This is a genomic window from Nocardiopsis sp. NPDC055824 (assembly GCF_053616335.1).
Genome location: NZ_JBSHDN010000022.1, coordinates 37,369 through 53,090, shown reverse-complemented (window position 1 = coordinate 53,090; position 15,722 = coordinate 37,369). Strand labels below are relative to the sequence as shown.

Sequence of the window (15,722 nt, the reverse complement as noted above, 5' to 3'; positions counted from 1 at the left end):
CCCCGAACTCGGGGAGGGGCCGCCACCGCGGTCGGGGGCTGCCCCGGGGGACCGGCGGTCAGCCGCCGAAGATGGCGCCGAGGTCGACCTCTGTGCCCAGGAACATGGACCCGACGATGAGGATCAGCAGCCCCGGCAGCAGGGTCACAGCCGTCACCATCGTCACGCGCGGGTTCATCCTCTGGGCCTTGCGGCGCATGTACTGGGCGTCGGCGCGGCGCATGTCCCGGCTGATGTCCACCAGGGTGTCGCTGAGCGGGGCGCCCAGCTCCTCCGCCTGCTGGATGGCGGTCACGAACTTGCTCAGCGACTCGTTGCGGGTCCGGCGCCGCAGCATCTCGAAGGCCTCGCGCCGGGACGTCCCCAGCTCCATCTGGCGGAGGGCGAGCGTGAATTCGTCGGCGAGCACCCCGGGCATCGACTCGGCCACCCTGGCCACCGCGGCCCGGAACGACATCCCCGCGCTCACCGTCACCGAGAGCACGTCCAGGAAGTCCGGCAGCTGCGACTGCACCCGGTCGGCCCGCTCCTGGCCCTGGACGTACATGCTCAGATCGGTCAGCCCCATGAACGCCAGCACGACCACGCCCACCAGGGGGCTGCCCACGGCGAACATCAGCAGCCCCAGGGGGCCGTACAGCGCCACCTCGCCGATCTTGCGCCGCACGTACCGTTCGACGGTCAGCCCGTCCGGGCGCCCCGCCGCCTCCAGCCGCTCGGTGACGGAGGCGCGCATCCGCGGGCTCATCGACGCCAGGACCGACTTGACGAAGGGCTTGCCGATCGCCTCGGTCAGGCGGTGCAGGAAGAACGTCTCCTCCGACTTGGTCCGGGGTGTGCGGGCCGCCGGACCGCCCACCTCCACCCGGGTCCGCGACATGGTCAGGTACAGGCCGTAGCAGGCGGTCAGCACGACCAGGGCGCCGGCCAGCGCCGCGGCGAGCGGGACCAGGGTGGGGAGCACACTCATCGGGGGAGTCCTTCTAGAGGTCGAACTTGGTGATGCGGGACACCAGCAGGAAACCGAGCGCGAACAGCGCCGCCACCACCAGCAGCACCGTCACCCCCGCGACGGACGTGGTCATGACGCGCATGATCCCGGGCTCGATGCCGTTGATCAGGAACAGGGCGCCCACCGACATGAACCCCAGAGCCCACACGGTGCTCGTCGTCTCGCTGAGGATCGTCTGCACCTCGCGCCGGGTCTCCTTGCGGTTCTCCAGGGTCTCGGAGATGTTGCGCAGCGCCGTGACCAGCGAACCTCCCGAGCGCGACGCCACCACCAGTGTGGACAGCAGCACCCCCAGCTCACGCGAGGGCATCCGCTCGCGCAGCTCCCGCACGGCCTCCTCGAAGGAGGCGCCGAGCTTCATCGACTCCGCCATCCGGCCCAGCTCCTCCCCGGCGGGCCCGTCCAGCTCCTCGGCGGCCATCGCCACCGCCGTGGGCAGCGCCAGCCCGGCGGAGGTCGCGTTGCCCAGGACCCGCGCCAGGTCCGGCAGCTGGGCGGTGAACTCCTCGCGCCGCTTGGCCTCCGCCCGGTTCAGGTAGGAGAAGAAGAGGAACGCCACCCCGACCGCGGCCAGCAGGCCGAAGAACGGGGCCAGGACCTGCCAGACCACGATCACCGCGAGGAGCGAACCGCCGGTCAGCGCGAGCACGAACGTCGAGAGGCGCACGTCCGCCCCGGACCTGGCGATCCGGCGGTACAGACGCGAACCCCACTGGGTGCGGTAGATGGCCGCGTCCAGGCGGGCGGCCGGCGTGGACGCCTCGTACTCGGCCCGGTCCAGGGCGCTGCGGGCGGCGATCATGCGACGCTGCTCGGCGCTGGCCACGAACTCCCACAGCCCCCACAGGGCCACGGCGAGGACCACGGCCAGGCCGCCGAGGATCGCCACGAACTGCCAGGTCACCGGGACTCCAATCGGGTGGGGGGCGAGCACGCCCCGGAGGGCGCGGGAAGGGGGGTCACCATCGGCCCGCGACGCCCTCGTCGGGGACGACGCCGAACGCCGCCGGGATGGCCTCGCCCACGTGGTAGATCCGTCCCGCCATGTGCCGCGGCATCGGGTAGTGCCGGAACTCGCCCGACACGGACCGGTTGGGGCCCGTGGGCAGGGCGTCGAAGGTCATCACCGGGTCCAGCCGGAACTCCTCCCGGCGGCGTGAGGAGACCACGGCGATCTCGTTGACCCGTCTGGACCCGTCCGGCCAGCGCCCCAGGTGCACGATGGCGTCCACCGCGTTGTTGATCTGGTCGCGGATCGCGTCGTAGGGCACGTTGCCGTCGCCCAGCGTCGCCAGGGTCTGCAGCCGGTAGATGGCGTCGTCGGCCGAGTTGGCGTGAACGGTCACCAGGGAGCCGTCGTGGCCGGTGTTCATGGCCTGGAGCATGTCGATGGTCTCCGGACCGCGCACCTCGCCGACGATGATGCGGTCGGGGCGCATCCGCAGCGCGTTGCGGACCAGGTCGCGGATGGCGATCTCACCCCGGCCCTCGATGTTGGCCGGCCTGGTCTCCAGCCGCACCACGTGCTCCTGCATGAGCTGGAGCTCGGCGGAGTCCTCGATGGTGACGATGCGCTCGTCGGTCGGCACGAACGCCGACATGGCGTTGAGGAACGTGGTCTTCCCCGTGCCGGTGCCCCCGGACACCACGATGTTGAACCGGGCCCGCACCATCGCCGCCAGCAGGATGCCCGTCGGCGCGTCCAGGCTGCCCATCCGCACGAGCTCGTCGATGGGGTAGGGCTTGGGGAAGCGCCGGATGGTCAGGATCGGCCCGGACAGCGACAGCGGCGGGATGATCACGTTGACGCGCTCGCCCGTGGGCAGGCGGGCGTCGACCATCGGCGAGGACTCGTCCACCCGGCGGTTGACCAGCGACACGATGCGGTCGATGGTCTGGTAGAGCTGCTCCTCGCCGTTGAAGGTGGCGTCCACCCGCTGCATCCTGCCGCCGCGCTCGATGAACACGTTGTCGGGACCGTTCACCATGATCTCGGTGACGGTCTCGTCGGCCAGCAGGGGCTCCAGCACACCCAGGCCGAGGGCCTCGTCCACGACCCTGCGGATCAGCAGCGACCGCTCACGGTCGGACAGCACCGGGCCCTCGCGGGTGAGGATGTGACCCACGACCTTCTCCAGCCGCACCCGGCGCTGCGCCAGGGTGAGCTGGGTGAGGTCCTCCAGGTTGATCTCCTCCAGGAGGCGCCGCCGCCAGTGCGTCACGCTGGCGCTGTCCGCGCGGCCCTCGACGACGCGGTCCTCCTCGAGGCGGTCCTTCAGGCCCATGTCCCTCGTCTCCTTCCCCCCGGACGGGCGCGGCGCACCGCTCCCGCCTCACACATTGGGCATGTCCACGCGACGCGTCAGGGTCAGGTCGAGCCCCGACGACGAGAACACGATGGGCAGCGGGTGCGACACCTCCACGTAGAAGCCCTCGCTGTCGTTGGTCCCGCTGGTGACGGTCGCGTCGTCCAGCCACGAGGGCAGGGCCTCCCGGGCCGCCGCCTCCGCGCCCGGCAGCTGCTCGGCCCCGGCCACCCGGGCGCCGGCGCGCGCGGCCGATTCCAGGCGCTCGACCGCCACGAAGGCCAGGAACGCCTCGATCGCGACGACCGCGGTCAGGAGCAGGATCGGGAAGAACGCCGCGAACTCCAGGAGCGGGCCGCCGCGGTCGGCGTCCCGCCCCGCCCGGCCGCCGAGCGGTAGGCGCCGCGCGGCTCCACCGCGCGGGCGCCCCGGGGAGGAGCCCCGGGCGGTGGGGCCGCCCCGGCCGGAGCCGGGACCGGCGGTCGGTCGGCTCATGGCGCGGTCCCCCGCGGCTCCACCTCGGGGACGACCAGGGCCTCACCGGTGATGTCCCACGGCCCCGTGACCCCGGGCAGGAAGATCGGCATGGCGAGCGTGACCCGCGCGAACCGCCCGCCGTCGCGCTCGACGACGCTCACCGTCATCACGTCCTCGCCGTCCCACGGCGGCCGCACCCGCTTGCGGGCCTCCTCACCGATGCGCTCCATGTCGTCGGGGGTCACGGAGGCCTGGCGGGCGGCCTCGGCGGCGCCGTGCGAGGCGTACATCGAGGTGATGCCGAGAAGCAGGACCTGCCACACCAGCGCCATCGCGAGCATCATGAACGGCACCGCGGCCGCGAACTCCACGATGACCGCGCCGTCGTCGCGGCGGCGCCGGGCGCGCGCGGACCGCGGCTCAGCCATCGAACCCACCGCGGCCCCCGCCGCCCCACGGCCCCGCCGGGCGGCCACCCGAAGGTGTCGCGGAGGACCCGTTGGCGGCCCTGCGGGCCGGGTCGGGAACCGACGCGTTGAGGAACCCGGACACGTCGCGGGTGGACGGCGCGAGCGCCTGGCGGTCCGCGAGGGCGGCGAACGACCCCAGACCGCCGGAGGGCGTGGTCGACCCGCCCTTGCCGCCGCTGCCCGGAGGGGCCGGCGGGCTCAGCAGGTCCAGCTCCGCGGCCAGGCGTGCGAAGGCCTTGCGCAGGCCCTCGTCGGTGACCTTGGTCGGATCGCCGTTGTTCTCCCCGGGTTCGAGGGCCCGGTAGGCCGCGGGGACCGGGGTGCGCAGCACCCTGGTGCCCAGCAGCTGCTGGAGGAAGTCCGGCTGGATCTCGTTCTTGCGGCTGTGCCGTGTGACCAGCGAGTACACGTCCTCGTGGGAGCGGATCTGCAGCCGTTCCCACATGCCCATGAGCCGTTGGGCGCCGCGCAGCGCCGGGACGTCGGGGGTGACGGTGACGACAGCGGTGTCGGCGAGCTCCACCGCCATGGCGGTGGCCTCGTTCATGGTCGAGCCGCAGTCCACCACCACCAGCTCGTACCGGGAGCGCAGCGCGTTGAGGACACGGCGGGTGGCGCGGGCGGTGACGTCCTCGCCGCGTTCGCCGTGCTCGGGCGCGAGCAGGACGTGCGGGCCCCGGTGGTCCACGTACAGGGTCTCGGCGAGCATCCCCGGGGTGATGTCGTCCCCGGCGTCGACCAGGTCGCTGATGGAGCGGCGGTGGCGCAGGTTGAGGAACGCGGGCAGGTCGCCCGTCTGGAGGTCGAGGTCCACCAGGCACACGACCCGGCCGGCGGCCGCCGCGACCATCGCGAGGTGGACGGCGCAGGTGGTGGCGCCCACGCCCCCCTTGGCGCCGCTGACGGCCATGATCCGGCCGCGCACCCCGGAGGCGGGCAGGTCCAGGGACGCCGACTCCAGGTGGCGGCGCAGGGTCCGCGACCACTCCGCGGCCTTCGTGACGCGGGTCTCCAGCTCGGCGATCCCGGAGTCGTGGGGCAGCACGCCCCGGGCGCCGGCCTCCATCGCCCCGGTGAACGTGTCGGGGTCCATGGTGGGGGAGACCAGGAGGATCGCGAGCTGGGGGTGGCGGTGGGACAGGTCGCGGATGGCGTCGAACACCGGGGCGGGCCCCAGTTCCTGGTGGATGAGCACGACGTCGATCTCGGGGAACTCCCCCGCCGCGTCGATCAGCGCGGAGGTGGTGGGCCGGGAGGCCACCAGTTCGGCGCTGCCCAGCTCCTCGAAGCGCGCGGCCAGCACCAGCTCCGCCTCGGAGGTGGGCATACCCGCCAGGACTCGGAACATCAACGTCTACCCCCCATGCGGCGCGGGCCGCTCGTCGGTCGTCTCTCCCTCGTCGGGGGTCGCGCCCCCGGCGAGGTCCTCGAAGTCCCCGCTGCAGAACTCGCTGGCCCCGGGCGATCCGCCGCCGTCGGCGCTCACCAGCGCCAGCCTGAGCTTGGTGGAGAAGTCCTCCGCGTAGGCGAGCTGGAGCGCCGCCTGCGGGTCGAGGCGGAAGGTCACCGGGACCACCCCGGAGACGCCGCCGTTCTCGCGCTCCTGGGAGCGGAGCTCCCCGATGTCGAGGACCTCGACCTCGGTGATGATCCGCACCGCGCACGCCTCACCGTGGTCGCGCGGCTGGAACGTGCCGTAGATGTCCACGAACGATCCGCGCTGCACCTTGCCCGCGACACCGGTCTCGGCGTCGACCATGATCGCGATCTCCCGCTCGCCCGTGGTGAGGGTGGGCTGGGGCTGCACCATGCCGCGCTGGAGGTAGACGCCCTCCTCCAGGTGGGAGGCGGCGACGAGCTCCTGGTCGGCGGGCGTGTCCACGTCGGCCAGGTCGGTGATGAACACCTCGGGGTCGAAGTACATCCTCGGCACCTGCACCCGTTCGACGGAGTCCTCGCCGACGGGCTGGTAGGCGTCCACGTCCTCCGACAGGCGGAGGACGGTCGCGAACTCGCCCAGGCGGTCCTGCTGCGAGTTGAGGTAGGTGAACACGGACGCGAACACGGCGACGGCGCCGATGGCGGCGACGACCATGAGCAGCACGCCACGTCGCTGACGGGGGTTCATAGGGGGTCTTTTCCGTTTCCAGTGTCGTCGCGGAGCCGTCCGCCCGTCGGGCCGGCGCGGTCGCGGGCCCTAGCGGGAGTAGGTCCTGGGTGTACCGGGCCACAGGGCGCGGCCCGTGAACGGGGCGCCCTCCGGCCGGTCGGCGGTCGGTGGGGTCGGTCGGCCGTCGGCGGCGCCCCTGCCGCCCGGGGGCGGAGGGGTGCCGTCGGACGGCGGGTCGGAGGGTACGGGCCCCGCCCGGCGCCGGCCGGGCGCCGGGCCCTCCGCCGGGCCCTCCGCCGGGCCCTGCGCGGGGCCGGGGGACGGGCGCCGCTGCGGCCGGGGCGCGGATTCGGGCACGGGGGGCCGGGACGTCTGCGGTGTCCGGACGCCTGCGCCGGTCCGGGGGCTGTCGGCCGAGCAGAAGGGGCAGGGCCTGCCCGACATGGGTTCGCCGCACCAGGAGCAGTACGAGGCGCGAATGGCGCCCGCCGCGTAGGCGAGCGCCTGGGGGTGGGCGCTCAGGGCCACGAACTCCACGTACCGGGACGTTCCCCAGTACACGGGCCCGAGCGGTTGGACGGGAAGGGTGCGGGTGGCCACCGGCTGGATGGCCTGCGGCAGGTTGTCGTCGAAGACCCCGGTGATGGACGGGTCGGGGGTGGAGCAGAGCAGTTGGACCGGCTGGACCGGGCGGAAGGGCAGCGTCCGGGAGACGTCGGCCGGACGCAGGCGTCCCACGCGGGCGGTGGGGGCGCAGTAGGCGAGGAAGGACACGGACGGTGCGAAGGAGCCCATGTGCTGGCGCATCGAGGTGGGGATGGTGGACAGGCCGGAGACCGTCTTCAGCCAGGCGCCCGCGAGCAGGTGCCGGGGGAGTTCGTCGCAGAGCGCGGCGACCATGCCCGGCGGCAGGTAGGGGGCGAGGTAGGCGAGCTGGTCCGCGATCAGTGACAGCGCCAGGGGGGAGAGGTCGACGGCGATCCCCGCGACGTGGTCGGTGCGCATGGAGCCGCGCGCGAAGTTGATCGCGCGTTCGGCGTCCTCGGACCGCCAGGCGGGGTAGAGCGCGACGACCTTGCGGCCGGCGTCCACCTGCTGCCTGGCGAAGGCGACGAACGCCGAGCTGCGCTCGCCGATGCCCTCGCCCCGCATCGCGAACCGCTGCGCCCGGACCTCGCCCACATGGCCCGTGCTGGGGATATCCGCCAACAGGGCGACGGTCGTCGCCGACCGAGGTTGGGCTCTGGACACTGGGCAAGCTCCATCGGTTCTGCGCGCTTGGGAGAGATCTGAAGCAGAGCGGCCTCCCGCGTCGAAGGTGCCACCCGAACGCATCGTAACGAATGTGTGGCTGAAGGGGGGAGACCTCGCATTTGTCGCCATTGAACAGGAGGCGCGGGCCGGCCGGAAGGACCGGGGGCGGAAACCCGCGTGTGCGACCCGTGCGCGGCGCCTCCCGCGCAGGTCCCGGGGGACCGGCCCGGGGCGGGACGCCGGACGCGTCGGCCGCATGCGGCCAGGGGGTGGACAGGCCGTTCCGCGCCGGTCCGGTGGACATGTGTGTGCCTTGCCCGGCGTGTTCGCGGGCTGTACGCGTGTTCGTCTCCTCACCTCCGTCCTTCCCACCCAAGGATGCCCCTCCGCTCCGCCTCCCACCAGTGCCCACGGCCGAACTGTGGAAAACTCCCCGGCGGGCACGGGTGTCGCGTGCGTCTCGTCGGGGGTTGGGGCGTCCTGCGGAGGGAACGAATCGGGGGGACTTCGCGTCATATCTTGAGAAGTCAGACGCCCCTGAGGAGACCAACGATGCGCAAGGCAAACCGTGCCGCGGCCGGAGCCGCCGCCTGGCAGGTCATCCAGAACTCCGACACCGACATCTCGGTCTGGAAGCGGATCGGGGCCGTCCCGCGCATGCTCGGGGCCAAGATGCGCGGCCGGTACCCGGACCTGAGCAGCGGGAAGCTGCTCGGCATGCTGGTGCTGGCGGTCTACATCGTCTCGCCGGTCGACTTCGTCCCCGAACTGTTCATCCCCCTGCTCGGCCTCGCGGACGACATCGGCGTCGCCGTGTGGCTGACCACGATGGCGCTCGGCGAGAGCGAGCGCTTCGTGCGGTGGGAGCGGCAGAGCCAGGCCCAGCAGGCCTTCCACCAGGCCAACCGGCCCGGTGAGGGCGCCGGTCGGCCGGATCCCGGACAGGCGGGCCCGGGCCCCGAGGGCGCCCGCGACGGGGCCGACCGGGCCGCCGCCCGGAGGTCCTGACGGGCGGGCCGCCCGGCCTCCCGGAAGCACCGACGGGCCCCGCGTGTCACCGGACGCGCGGGGCCCGCTCCGGTCCCTCCGTCCCCGCGGCCGGGGCCCGGGTCCGCCCCGGCGCCGACCGCCCCCGTGACGCGCGGGGGTTGAGGCCTGAAGGCAATTATGGTCGGTCCGAAAATGGTGACAGTGTGACGCCTGTGGCTCCGTAACGGCGCGGACGGGCCCCGCGGCCCGCCCGCGCCCTGGGCCGGAGCGCGTCATGAGTCACAGCGTCCGGCCGTGTGCCGCCGACGGACCGCCGCTCCCACGGCCCGCGGGGCCGGCGCCCCGCCCGCGCGTCCCGGGAGCGGTCCCCGTCCGCCGCTCCGGCACGGGATCACCGGTCGGGGCGCTCCGTCCCCCGGTACGACGCGTGGTCGAAGTCGGCGTGGCACCCGGTCCCGGCGAGGTCGTGCACCCACAGGCCGAGGAAGGCGCCCGTGAAACCCCAGGCCCTCACCAGGCCGGCGTTGCCCTCCCGGTCGGGATGGCCGCCCTCGCCGCCCTCGCGCTCGGCCGCGTGGTCGTCGGAGAGGATGCCCGCGTCCAGCACCACGCCCATGTCGGTCCACGAGCGCCCGTCCCGGGAGAGGCCGAACCGCAGTTCGGCGCCGTCGATCACGGCCCTCATGTGGCAGCGCTCCCAGTCCTCGACCACGACACGGTGCCCGATCTCCCGGTACCGGCCCCGGTCGCAGGTGAGGACCCTCGCGAACATCCCCTCCTCCTCGTCGAAACCGATCCGCAGGTAGTGCCAGTGCCGGGTGTTGTAGTACGCCGTGAGGCCGGCCATCTGCTGGAAGGTGCGGGTGCGGAACTCCATCACCGTCTCCATGGCGCACCGCTCGTGCTGGACGCGCCGCGCCACCAGGCTCGGCGAGCCGGTGCCCGCGGGGGACTGCCCGCCCCGGATCCGCAGGTGCCCCGGGCGCTCCTCCAGCGACAGCCAGTCCGCGGAGGCGTGGCGCCGCAGGGTGCTCCACTCGGGGCGGAGCTCGGCGGCGTCGAAGCCGTCCGTCTCCGGCGGCTCCGGCCACGGGTGGGGCTCCAGCGCGGGGCCGGGCACCTCCTCGCGGGGCGCGGCCCCCTCCACCCGCGGCCACCCCTCGGGCGACCAGACCACGCGCTGGAGCGCAGTCTCCCGGCCGCGCACGCACCTTCCGCGCTCGGTGAGGGGGCGCGAGGCCAGGTGCGCCAGGAACCACTCGCCGCCCCGGGTCTCCACCAGGCTCCCGTGGCCGGCCTTCTGGAGGACCAGCGAGGGGTCGGGGCGCGAGGTGAGGGTCGGGCCGGCCGGGTCGGGCTCGTAGGGGCCCTCGATCCGGCGCGACCTCGCCACCGTGACCTGGTGGTCCCAGGTGGTCCCGCCCTCGGCGGTCATCAGGTAGTACCAGCCGTCCTTGCGGTACAGGTGCGCCCCCTCCGTCACACCCGCCTCGGTCCCGGCGAAGATGAGCCGCGCCTCGCCGACCAGCCGCATCGCGTCGGTGTCCAGTTCCTGGAGCACGATCCCCTTGAACGCGTTCCTGCCGGGACGCCAGTCGTTCAGGTTGGACAGCACCCAGCTGCGGCCGTCCGCGTCGTGGAAGACCGATGGGTCGAACCCCATGGAGTGCAGGGGCACCGGGTCCGACCAGGGGCCGGTGACCGCCGGTGCGGTGGTCACGAGGTTGGGGGTGTCCCAGAAGCCGCCCGCGTAGTTCTCCACGTTCGTGAAGATCAGGTAGAACAGCCCCTCCTTGTGGGAGAGGCAGGGGGCCCACACGCCGGCGGAGTCCCGGCGCCCCGTCAGGTCCAGGAGCCGCGCCTCGGTCAGCGCGCCGCCCAGGGGACGCCAGCGGACCAGGTCCCTGGAGTGGTGCAGCACCACCCCCGGGCACCATTCGAAGGTCGACGTGGCCAGGTAGTAGTCGTCCCCGACCCGCAGGATCGAGGGGTCGGGGTGGAACCCGGGGAGCACCGGGTTGGCGATGGTCCCGGAGAGCGCGGCGGTGGCGGGGAGGGTCGTCATCGTGGCCTTTCGTCAGTGCGGTTCGTGTGTGGTCGGGAGGGGTTTCCTACTTGCCGAACCCCGCGGCCAGCCCGCCCAGGAGGTGCCTGCGCCCGAACAGGTAGAGGGCGAAGATCGGCAGGGTGGAGAGGACGACGGCGGCCATCAGGCCGGGCACGTCGGTGCCGTACTGGGTCTGGAAGGACCACAGGCCCAGCGGGAGGACGCGGTTCTCCTCGCTCTGGGTGAGCACCAGCGGGAAGAGGAAGTTGTTCCAGGCGTTGAGCCCCACGAAGATGGCCACGGTGACCACGCCGGGGCGCGCCAGGGGGAGCACCAGGCGCAGGAACGCCTGGAGGTTGGTGGCGCCGTCCAGCGCCATCGCCTCGTAGAGCTCGCCGGGCACGTCGCGCAGCGAGCTGGTCAGCACCACGATGGAGATCGGCAGTGTGAACGCGGCGGTGGGCAGGATGATCGCCGTGAGGCTGTCGTACAGGCTGAGACGGGTGATGATCAGGTAGATCGGGATGATCACCGCCTGGGCGGGGACCGCCAGCCCCAGCAGGAACAGCAGGAACGCCACACGGAGGGCGCGGCTGCGGCCGCGCACGATCGCGAACGCCGCAGGCAGGGCCACGGCGAGGACCAGCGCCACGGAGCCGCACGCCACGACCAGGCTGTTGGCGAGGAACCGCAGGAACCCCACCTCGAGGACGTTGAGGTAGTTGTCCAGGGTCAGGTCGTCCGGCAGGGCGAGCGGGCCGTCGGCCATGTAGTCGCCCGGCCCGCGCAGGCTGGTGGCGAGCAGGTAGTAGATCGGCACCGCGACGACGACGAGCCACAGCGCGGCCCCGATCCCGCCGCCGACCGAGGGCCTGGTTCGGGTGGCCATGTCACATTCCCTCTCTCTGGCTGGTCATACGGGCGTAGCCGGTCACGCGCACCACCAGCAGCGACAGCCCGGTGCCGATGACGACCAGCAGCACCGCGACGGCGCTCGCGTAGCCCATCTCGAAGGCGATGAAGCCCTGGTTGTACATGTGCAGCGGCAGGATGCGGGTCGCGTTGCCCGGACCGCCGTCGGTGAGCAGCAGGACGGTCTCGAAGTAGGTCATCGACCCGACCAGGATCAGCACGGACGAGGCGATGATCGTGTGCCGCAGCTGGGGGACGGTGATGTGCCAGAACCTCCGGAGGGGGGAGGCCCCGTCGAGTTCCGCGGCCTCGTAGAGGGAGCTCGGGATCTGCCGTGCCGCCGCCTGGTAGAGCAGCATGTGGAACGGCAGGAACTGCCACAGCAGGATGAGGACGATCGCGTACAGGGCCAGCGAGCGGTTGCCGAGCACGTTGCCGTCGGGCAGCCCGATCCAGGGGCCGATCTGGGAGGGCAGGCCGAAGTTCGGGTCGAGCAGCGCCTTCCAGATCAGGGCGATGGCGGCGGTGGACAGCAGGAGCGGGAGGAAGAACACGGCGCTCGCCACGGCCCGTGCGCGCTGGTGTCCCGCCGCCCATGTGCCGAACGCCAGGGCCAGGGGGGTCTGCGTCGCCCAGCACAGCGCGGTCAGGGCCAGGGTGACGCCCAGTCCGCGGGTGACGTCGTCGTCGCCCGGGAGCGCCCGCCAGTTGTCCAGGCCCACCCACTGCGGGGAGCCGAGCCCGTTCCACGCGGTGAGGCTGAGGTAGACGACCACCGCGACGGGAGCCAGGCCGAACAGGCCGAAGAACAGCAGGGCCGGAGCGGCCCAGGCGAACCCGGGCCGCTCCGCGGGGGTCGCGGTCCTCACAGGTGCTGCTCCATGTCCTGGGAGAACTCCTCGGGGGTGATGTCGCCGAGGAAGAGCAGCTGGAGGTTGGTCAGCAGGGCCTGCGAGGCGGACGGGGACAGCGCCTGGTCCCACGACTGGGTGAAGCTCGGCGCCTCGGAGACCAGCTGGTGGGTGAAGACGGCGAAGTCGGCGTGCTCGCTCTCCTGGAGCCGGTCCTCCACGCCCTCGATGGGGGGCACCTGGCCCGCCTCGATGAGCCCGTCGACGTACTCGTCGGAGGCGAAGGTCTCCACCAGGAAGTCCACGGCCGCGTCCGTGTGCCCGCTGTCGGCGTTGACGGAGAAGTAGTTGCTGGGGTTGCCGACGATCGCCCCGGGCTCGCCCTCGCCGCCCTCCACGGTCGGGAAGGCCGTGTACCCGAGGTCGCCGCTCGCCATGAACTCGGGGCTGTCCTGCTGCTGGCGGGCGATGTCCCAGGTCCCCATGAGGAACATGGCGGACTCCCCGGTGGCGAGCAGTGCCGAGGCGCTGCCGTTGTCGTAGTCGATGGAGCTGAAGTTGGTGCCGAACGCGCCCCTGTCCACCAGCTCCTGGCACATCTCCATGGCCCTGACGATCGCCGGGTCGCTCCACGCGCCCGCCTCGCCGTCGACGACGGCCTGGAAACTGTCGGGGCCGCCGATCCGCTCGACCAGGTACGAGAACCACATCAGCTGGGTCCACCCCTGGGCCCCGGGGAGGGTGACGGGGGTGACGCCCCGCTCCTGGAAGGTGTCGACGGCGTCGAGCAGTTCGTCGTAGGTCTCGGGGGGCTCGATGCCGGCCTCCTCGAAGACCGCCCTGTTGTGGAACAGCACGACGGGCTGCACGCCGAGGATGGGGACGCCGTAGTAGGCGTCGTCGATCCGGGCGACGTCGAGCACGCTGGGGAGGAAGGCGTCCCGGAACTCCGGCGCGTCCTCCAGCGCCCCGGTCAGGTCGACGGCCTGGCCGGCGTCGACGTACTGCGCCAGGTTGCCGCCGCCCCAGTTGAAGAACACGTCGGGGGCGTTGGGCGAGCCGAGGGCCACCTGGAGCCGCTGCTTGTAGGAGTCGTTGACGTAGGTGACGAGTTCGGCGGGGACGTCGCTGTCGGCGTTGTAGGCCTCGATGCCCGCTTCGACCAGCTCGTTCACCGCGGCGTCCTCCAGGGCCCACACCTGGAAGGCGTCGCCGCCGCCGGGCCCGGTCGTCCCGCAGCCCGTGGCCAGGAGCATGGCCAGGGCCAGGGAGGTACCGCCGATCACACGTATCCGGTAGGTGCTTCTCATGGGGACACCGCTCTTCCGTCGGGGGGAGACGTGGGTCGAAATTCTCGAAATATTTCGATATGTTTCGGTTGGCATGACGCTAAGTTGTCCGAGGGGGTGCGTCAAGGCCCCCTCTGATTTCGGGTAGGTTACGGCGAATGCCCTCGAAAACTTTCGAGATAGAATCCTGAAGGGCCGCGAACCGCTCCCGGCCCGGATCCGACGAGGAGGCGCATGCCACAGCGACGACCCACCCTGGCGGAGATCGCCCAGGAGGCGGGGGTCTCCGTCCCGACCGTGTCCAAGGTGCTCAACGGTCGCCTCGACGTCGCCGCGGAGACCCGCCGCCAGGTGGAACGGCTCCTGGAACAGCACCGCTACCAGCCGCGCAGGCACCGCGACGACCGGACGGTGGGCCTCATCGACCTGGTCTTCCTCGACCTGGGCAGCCCCTGGTCGATGGCGATCCTGGACGGGGTCGAGGAGGTCACCCACGAGGCGGGGTTCGGCATCGTGGTCTCCGCCGTGCACGACCGCAGCCGCACCCGGCCGGGGCGCAAATGGCTGGACAACCTCCAGGCGCGCAACTCCGACGGCGTGGTCCTGGTGCTGTCCGAACTGTCCGCCGCGCAGCACGCCCAGCTGGACGCGCTGGGCATACCCGTGGTGGTGGTCGACCCCGTCGGAGACCTCGCCAAGGACGTCCCGGCGGTCGGCGCCACCAACTGGGCCGGGGGCGTCGCCGCGACCGAGCACCTCATCGGCCTCGGCCACCGGCGCATCGCCACGCTGAGCGGCCCGCCGGACGTGATGTGCAGCCGGGCGCGGGTGGACGGCTACCGGAGCGCGATGCGCGGCGCGGGCCTCGCCGTCCCCGACGACTACGTCCGCTACGGCGACTTCCTGCTGGACACGGGCCGGACCGAGACGGCCGCCCTCCTGGAGCTGCCCGAGCCCCCCACCGCGATCTTCGCGGGGTCGGACCAGATGGCCCGGGGGGCCTACGGGGCCCTGTTCGACCGCGGGCTGCGGGTCCCGGACGACGTCAGCGTGATCGGCTTCGACGACCTGCCCGAGGCGCTGTGGGCGACTCCGCCGCTGACCACCGTCCGCCAGCCCCTGCGCGACATGGCGCAGATGGCCGCGCGCATGCTGCTCGACCTGGTCGGCGGAGACCGGCCCGAGACCACCCGCGTGGAGATGGCCACACGGCTGGTGGAGCGCAGCAGCACGGCCCCGCCCAAGGGCTGACCGGCCCGGGGGGCCGCGCCCGGCGGGGGCGCACGGAGGGGAGCGCCCGGTGGCGGGCGCTCACGTGCGGTGCGGGCCGACGCCCGCGGGCGCGGTTGCGGGGAGCGGTCAGGGACCGTCCCGGTCCTCGTCCCACCCCTCGTCCGCGTCGGCGTCCTCGCTGCCGGGCCCGATGCGGACGACCTCCAGGTCCAGGCCCGCGGCCGGGCGGCCCAGCGCGGAGGCGAGCGCGCGCAGGGCCTGGCCCTCGGCCGCCTCCCGGCTCAGCGCCACCGGCAGGTCCAGGGCCGCGGGAAGGTCCTCCTGGGCCGGGAACCGCGTGTGCCACCCGGCGCCGTCGCACAGGACGGCCGCCGCGTAGCAGGGGTCGTCGCCGTCGTGCCCGAAGAGGGTCACGTCGACCTCGTCGGGGGAGACGCCCAGGCGCCCGGCGACGACCTCGGACATCTCGTCCGCCAGCCCGGCCTCGTCGTCGCCGGTCACGACCGCGTCGGGCCGTCCCGGCAGTTCGACGACGGCGCGCCGGGTGCGGCCGTCGCCGGTGACGATGCCGAAGTGGTGTGTGTGCACAGGGCCTCCTCGCGAGAGTCTGGAGTCTTGCACGCCGGAGCCGCCCCCGGACAGGGGTTTTCCGGGACGGAACGGACGTCGCGGACTCTCCCTGGCGCGTGCCGACCGGCCGTCGCGGGCGCGGGCGGCGTCCGGGGTCCTTCTCGGGGGCGGGGCGTCGGGGCCGGCGAAGGGCTCGGACCC

The 15,722-nt window shown here is 72.9% G+C and carries 15 protein-coding genes; 2 read left to right on the top strand and 13 right to left on the bottom strand.

The genetic code is table 11. The annotated features are described in order from the left end of the window. Nucleotides 1-58: 58 nt before the first annotated feature. The 8 genes from ACWGL3_RS07990 to ACWGL3_RS07955 form a co-directional block, all read right to left on the bottom strand. Nucleotides 59-970 (bottom strand): type II secretion system F family protein, encoded by a 912-nt coding sequence (locus ACWGL3_RS07990; RefSeq protein WP_344183521.1) that lies wholly within the window; start codon nucleotides 968-970, stop codon nucleotides 59-61. A 13-nt stretch (nucleotides 971-983) separates the two neighbouring features. Continuing rightward, nucleotides 984-1,916: a type II secretion system F family protein gene (locus ACWGL3_RS07985; RefSeq protein WP_267946134.1), complete on the bottom strand. Its 933-nt coding sequence runs from the start codon at nucleotides 1,914-1,916 to the stop codon at nucleotides 984-986. 55 nt (nucleotides 1,917-1,971) lie between these two features. Further along, complete coding sequence (locus tag ACWGL3_RS07980; RefSeq protein ID WP_267946133.1) at nucleotides 1,972-3,297, bottom strand: CpaF family protein; 1,326 nt, start codon at nucleotides 3,295-3,297, stop codon at nucleotides 1,972-1,974. Nucleotides 3,298-3,345: 48 nt separating this feature from the next. Further along, nucleotides 3,346-3,813: a TadE/TadG family type IV pilus assembly protein gene (locus ACWGL3_RS07975; RefSeq protein WP_267946132.1), complete on the bottom strand. Its 468-nt coding sequence runs from the start codon at nucleotides 3,811-3,813 to the stop codon at nucleotides 3,346-3,348. Further along, nucleotides 3,810-4,223 (bottom strand): TadE/TadG family type IV pilus assembly protein, encoded by a 414-nt coding sequence (locus tag ACWGL3_RS07970; protein ID WP_267946131.1) that lies wholly within the window; start codon nucleotides 4,221-4,223, stop codon nucleotides 3,810-3,812. Before ACWGL3_RS07970 ends, ACWGL3_RS07975 begins: the two co-directional genes overlap by 4 nt. After that, nucleotides 4,216-5,592 (bottom strand): AAA family ATPase, encoded by a 1,377-nt coding sequence (locus tag ACWGL3_RS07965; protein ID WP_431061443.1) that lies wholly within the window; start codon nucleotides 5,590-5,592, stop codon nucleotides 4,216-4,218. The genes ACWGL3_RS07970 and ACWGL3_RS07965 overlap by 8 nt, the downstream gene beginning before the upstream one ends. Nucleotides 5,593-5,619: 27 nt before the next feature. Further along, nucleotides 5,620-6,393, bottom strand: a complete 774-nt coding sequence (gene cpaB / locus ACWGL3_RS07960) for a Flp pilus assembly protein CpaB (protein ID WP_267946129.1) — start codon at nucleotides 6,391-6,393, stop codon at nucleotides 5,620-5,622. Between the two features lie 69 nt (nucleotides 6,394-6,462). Continuing rightward, nucleotides 6,463-7,584, bottom strand: a complete 1,122-nt coding sequence (locus ACWGL3_RS07955) for a hypothetical protein (RefSeq protein WP_267946128.1) — start codon at nucleotides 7,582-7,584, stop codon at nucleotides 6,463-6,465. 597 nt (nucleotides 7,585-8,181) lie between these two features. On the opposite strand from ACWGL3_RS07955, the gene ACWGL3_RS07950 reads away from it, so the two are divergent. Then, complete coding sequence (locus ACWGL3_RS07950) at nucleotides 8,182-8,637, top strand: YkvA family protein (protein WP_267946127.1); 456 nt, start codon at nucleotides 8,182-8,184, stop codon at nucleotides 8,635-8,637. A 373-nt stretch (nucleotides 8,638-9,010) separates the two neighbouring features. Here the strand turns inward: ACWGL3_RS07950 and ACWGL3_RS07945 are convergent, their stop codons facing one another. From ACWGL3_RS07945 to ACWGL3_RS07930, 4 genes are read right to left on the bottom strand one after another with little or no spacing between them, the layout of a single operon-like run. After that, nucleotides 9,011-10,684 carry a glycoside hydrolase family 43 protein gene (locus ACWGL3_RS07945; RefSeq protein ID WP_267946126.1) on the bottom strand — a complete coding sequence of 558 codons (1,674 nt, stop codon included), beginning with the start codon at nucleotides 10,682-10,684 and terminating at the stop codon, nucleotides 9,011-9,013. 46 nt (nucleotides 10,685-10,730) lie between these two features. After that, complete coding sequence (locus ACWGL3_RS07940; RefSeq protein WP_267946125.1) at nucleotides 10,731-11,555, bottom strand: carbohydrate ABC transporter permease; 825 nt, start codon at nucleotides 11,553-11,555, stop codon at nucleotides 10,731-10,733. Nucleotide 11,556: 1 nt separating this feature from the next. Beyond that, complete coding sequence (locus ACWGL3_RS07935; RefSeq protein WP_267946124.1) at nucleotides 11,557-12,447, bottom strand: carbohydrate ABC transporter permease; 891 nt, start codon at nucleotides 12,445-12,447, stop codon at nucleotides 11,557-11,559. Then, the gene (locus ACWGL3_RS07930) at nucleotides 12,444-13,739 is read right to left on the bottom strand and encodes an ABC transporter substrate-binding protein (protein WP_267946123.1); all 1,296 of its coding nucleotides are present in this window, start codon (nucleotides 13,737-13,739) and stop codon (nucleotides 12,444-12,446) included. The genes ACWGL3_RS07935 and ACWGL3_RS07930 overlap by 4 nt, the downstream gene beginning before the upstream one ends. Before the next feature lie 213 nt (nucleotides 13,740-13,952). Between ACWGL3_RS07930 and ACWGL3_RS07925 the strand changes: the two genes are divergently transcribed. Continuing rightward, nucleotides 13,953-14,969, top strand: coding sequence for a LacI family DNA-binding transcriptional regulator (locus tag ACWGL3_RS07925; protein WP_267946122.1), 1,017 nt, complete (start codon nucleotides 13,953-13,955; stop codon nucleotides 14,967-14,969). 108 nt (nucleotides 14,970-15,077) lie between these two features. Here the strand turns inward: ACWGL3_RS07925 and ACWGL3_RS07920 are convergent, their stop codons facing one another. Further along, nucleotides 15,078-15,539: a hypothetical protein gene (locus ACWGL3_RS07920; RefSeq protein WP_267946121.1), complete on the bottom strand. Its 462-nt coding sequence runs from the start codon at nucleotides 15,537-15,539 to the stop codon at nucleotides 15,078-15,080. Nucleotides 15,540-15,722: the final 183 nt, after the last annotated feature.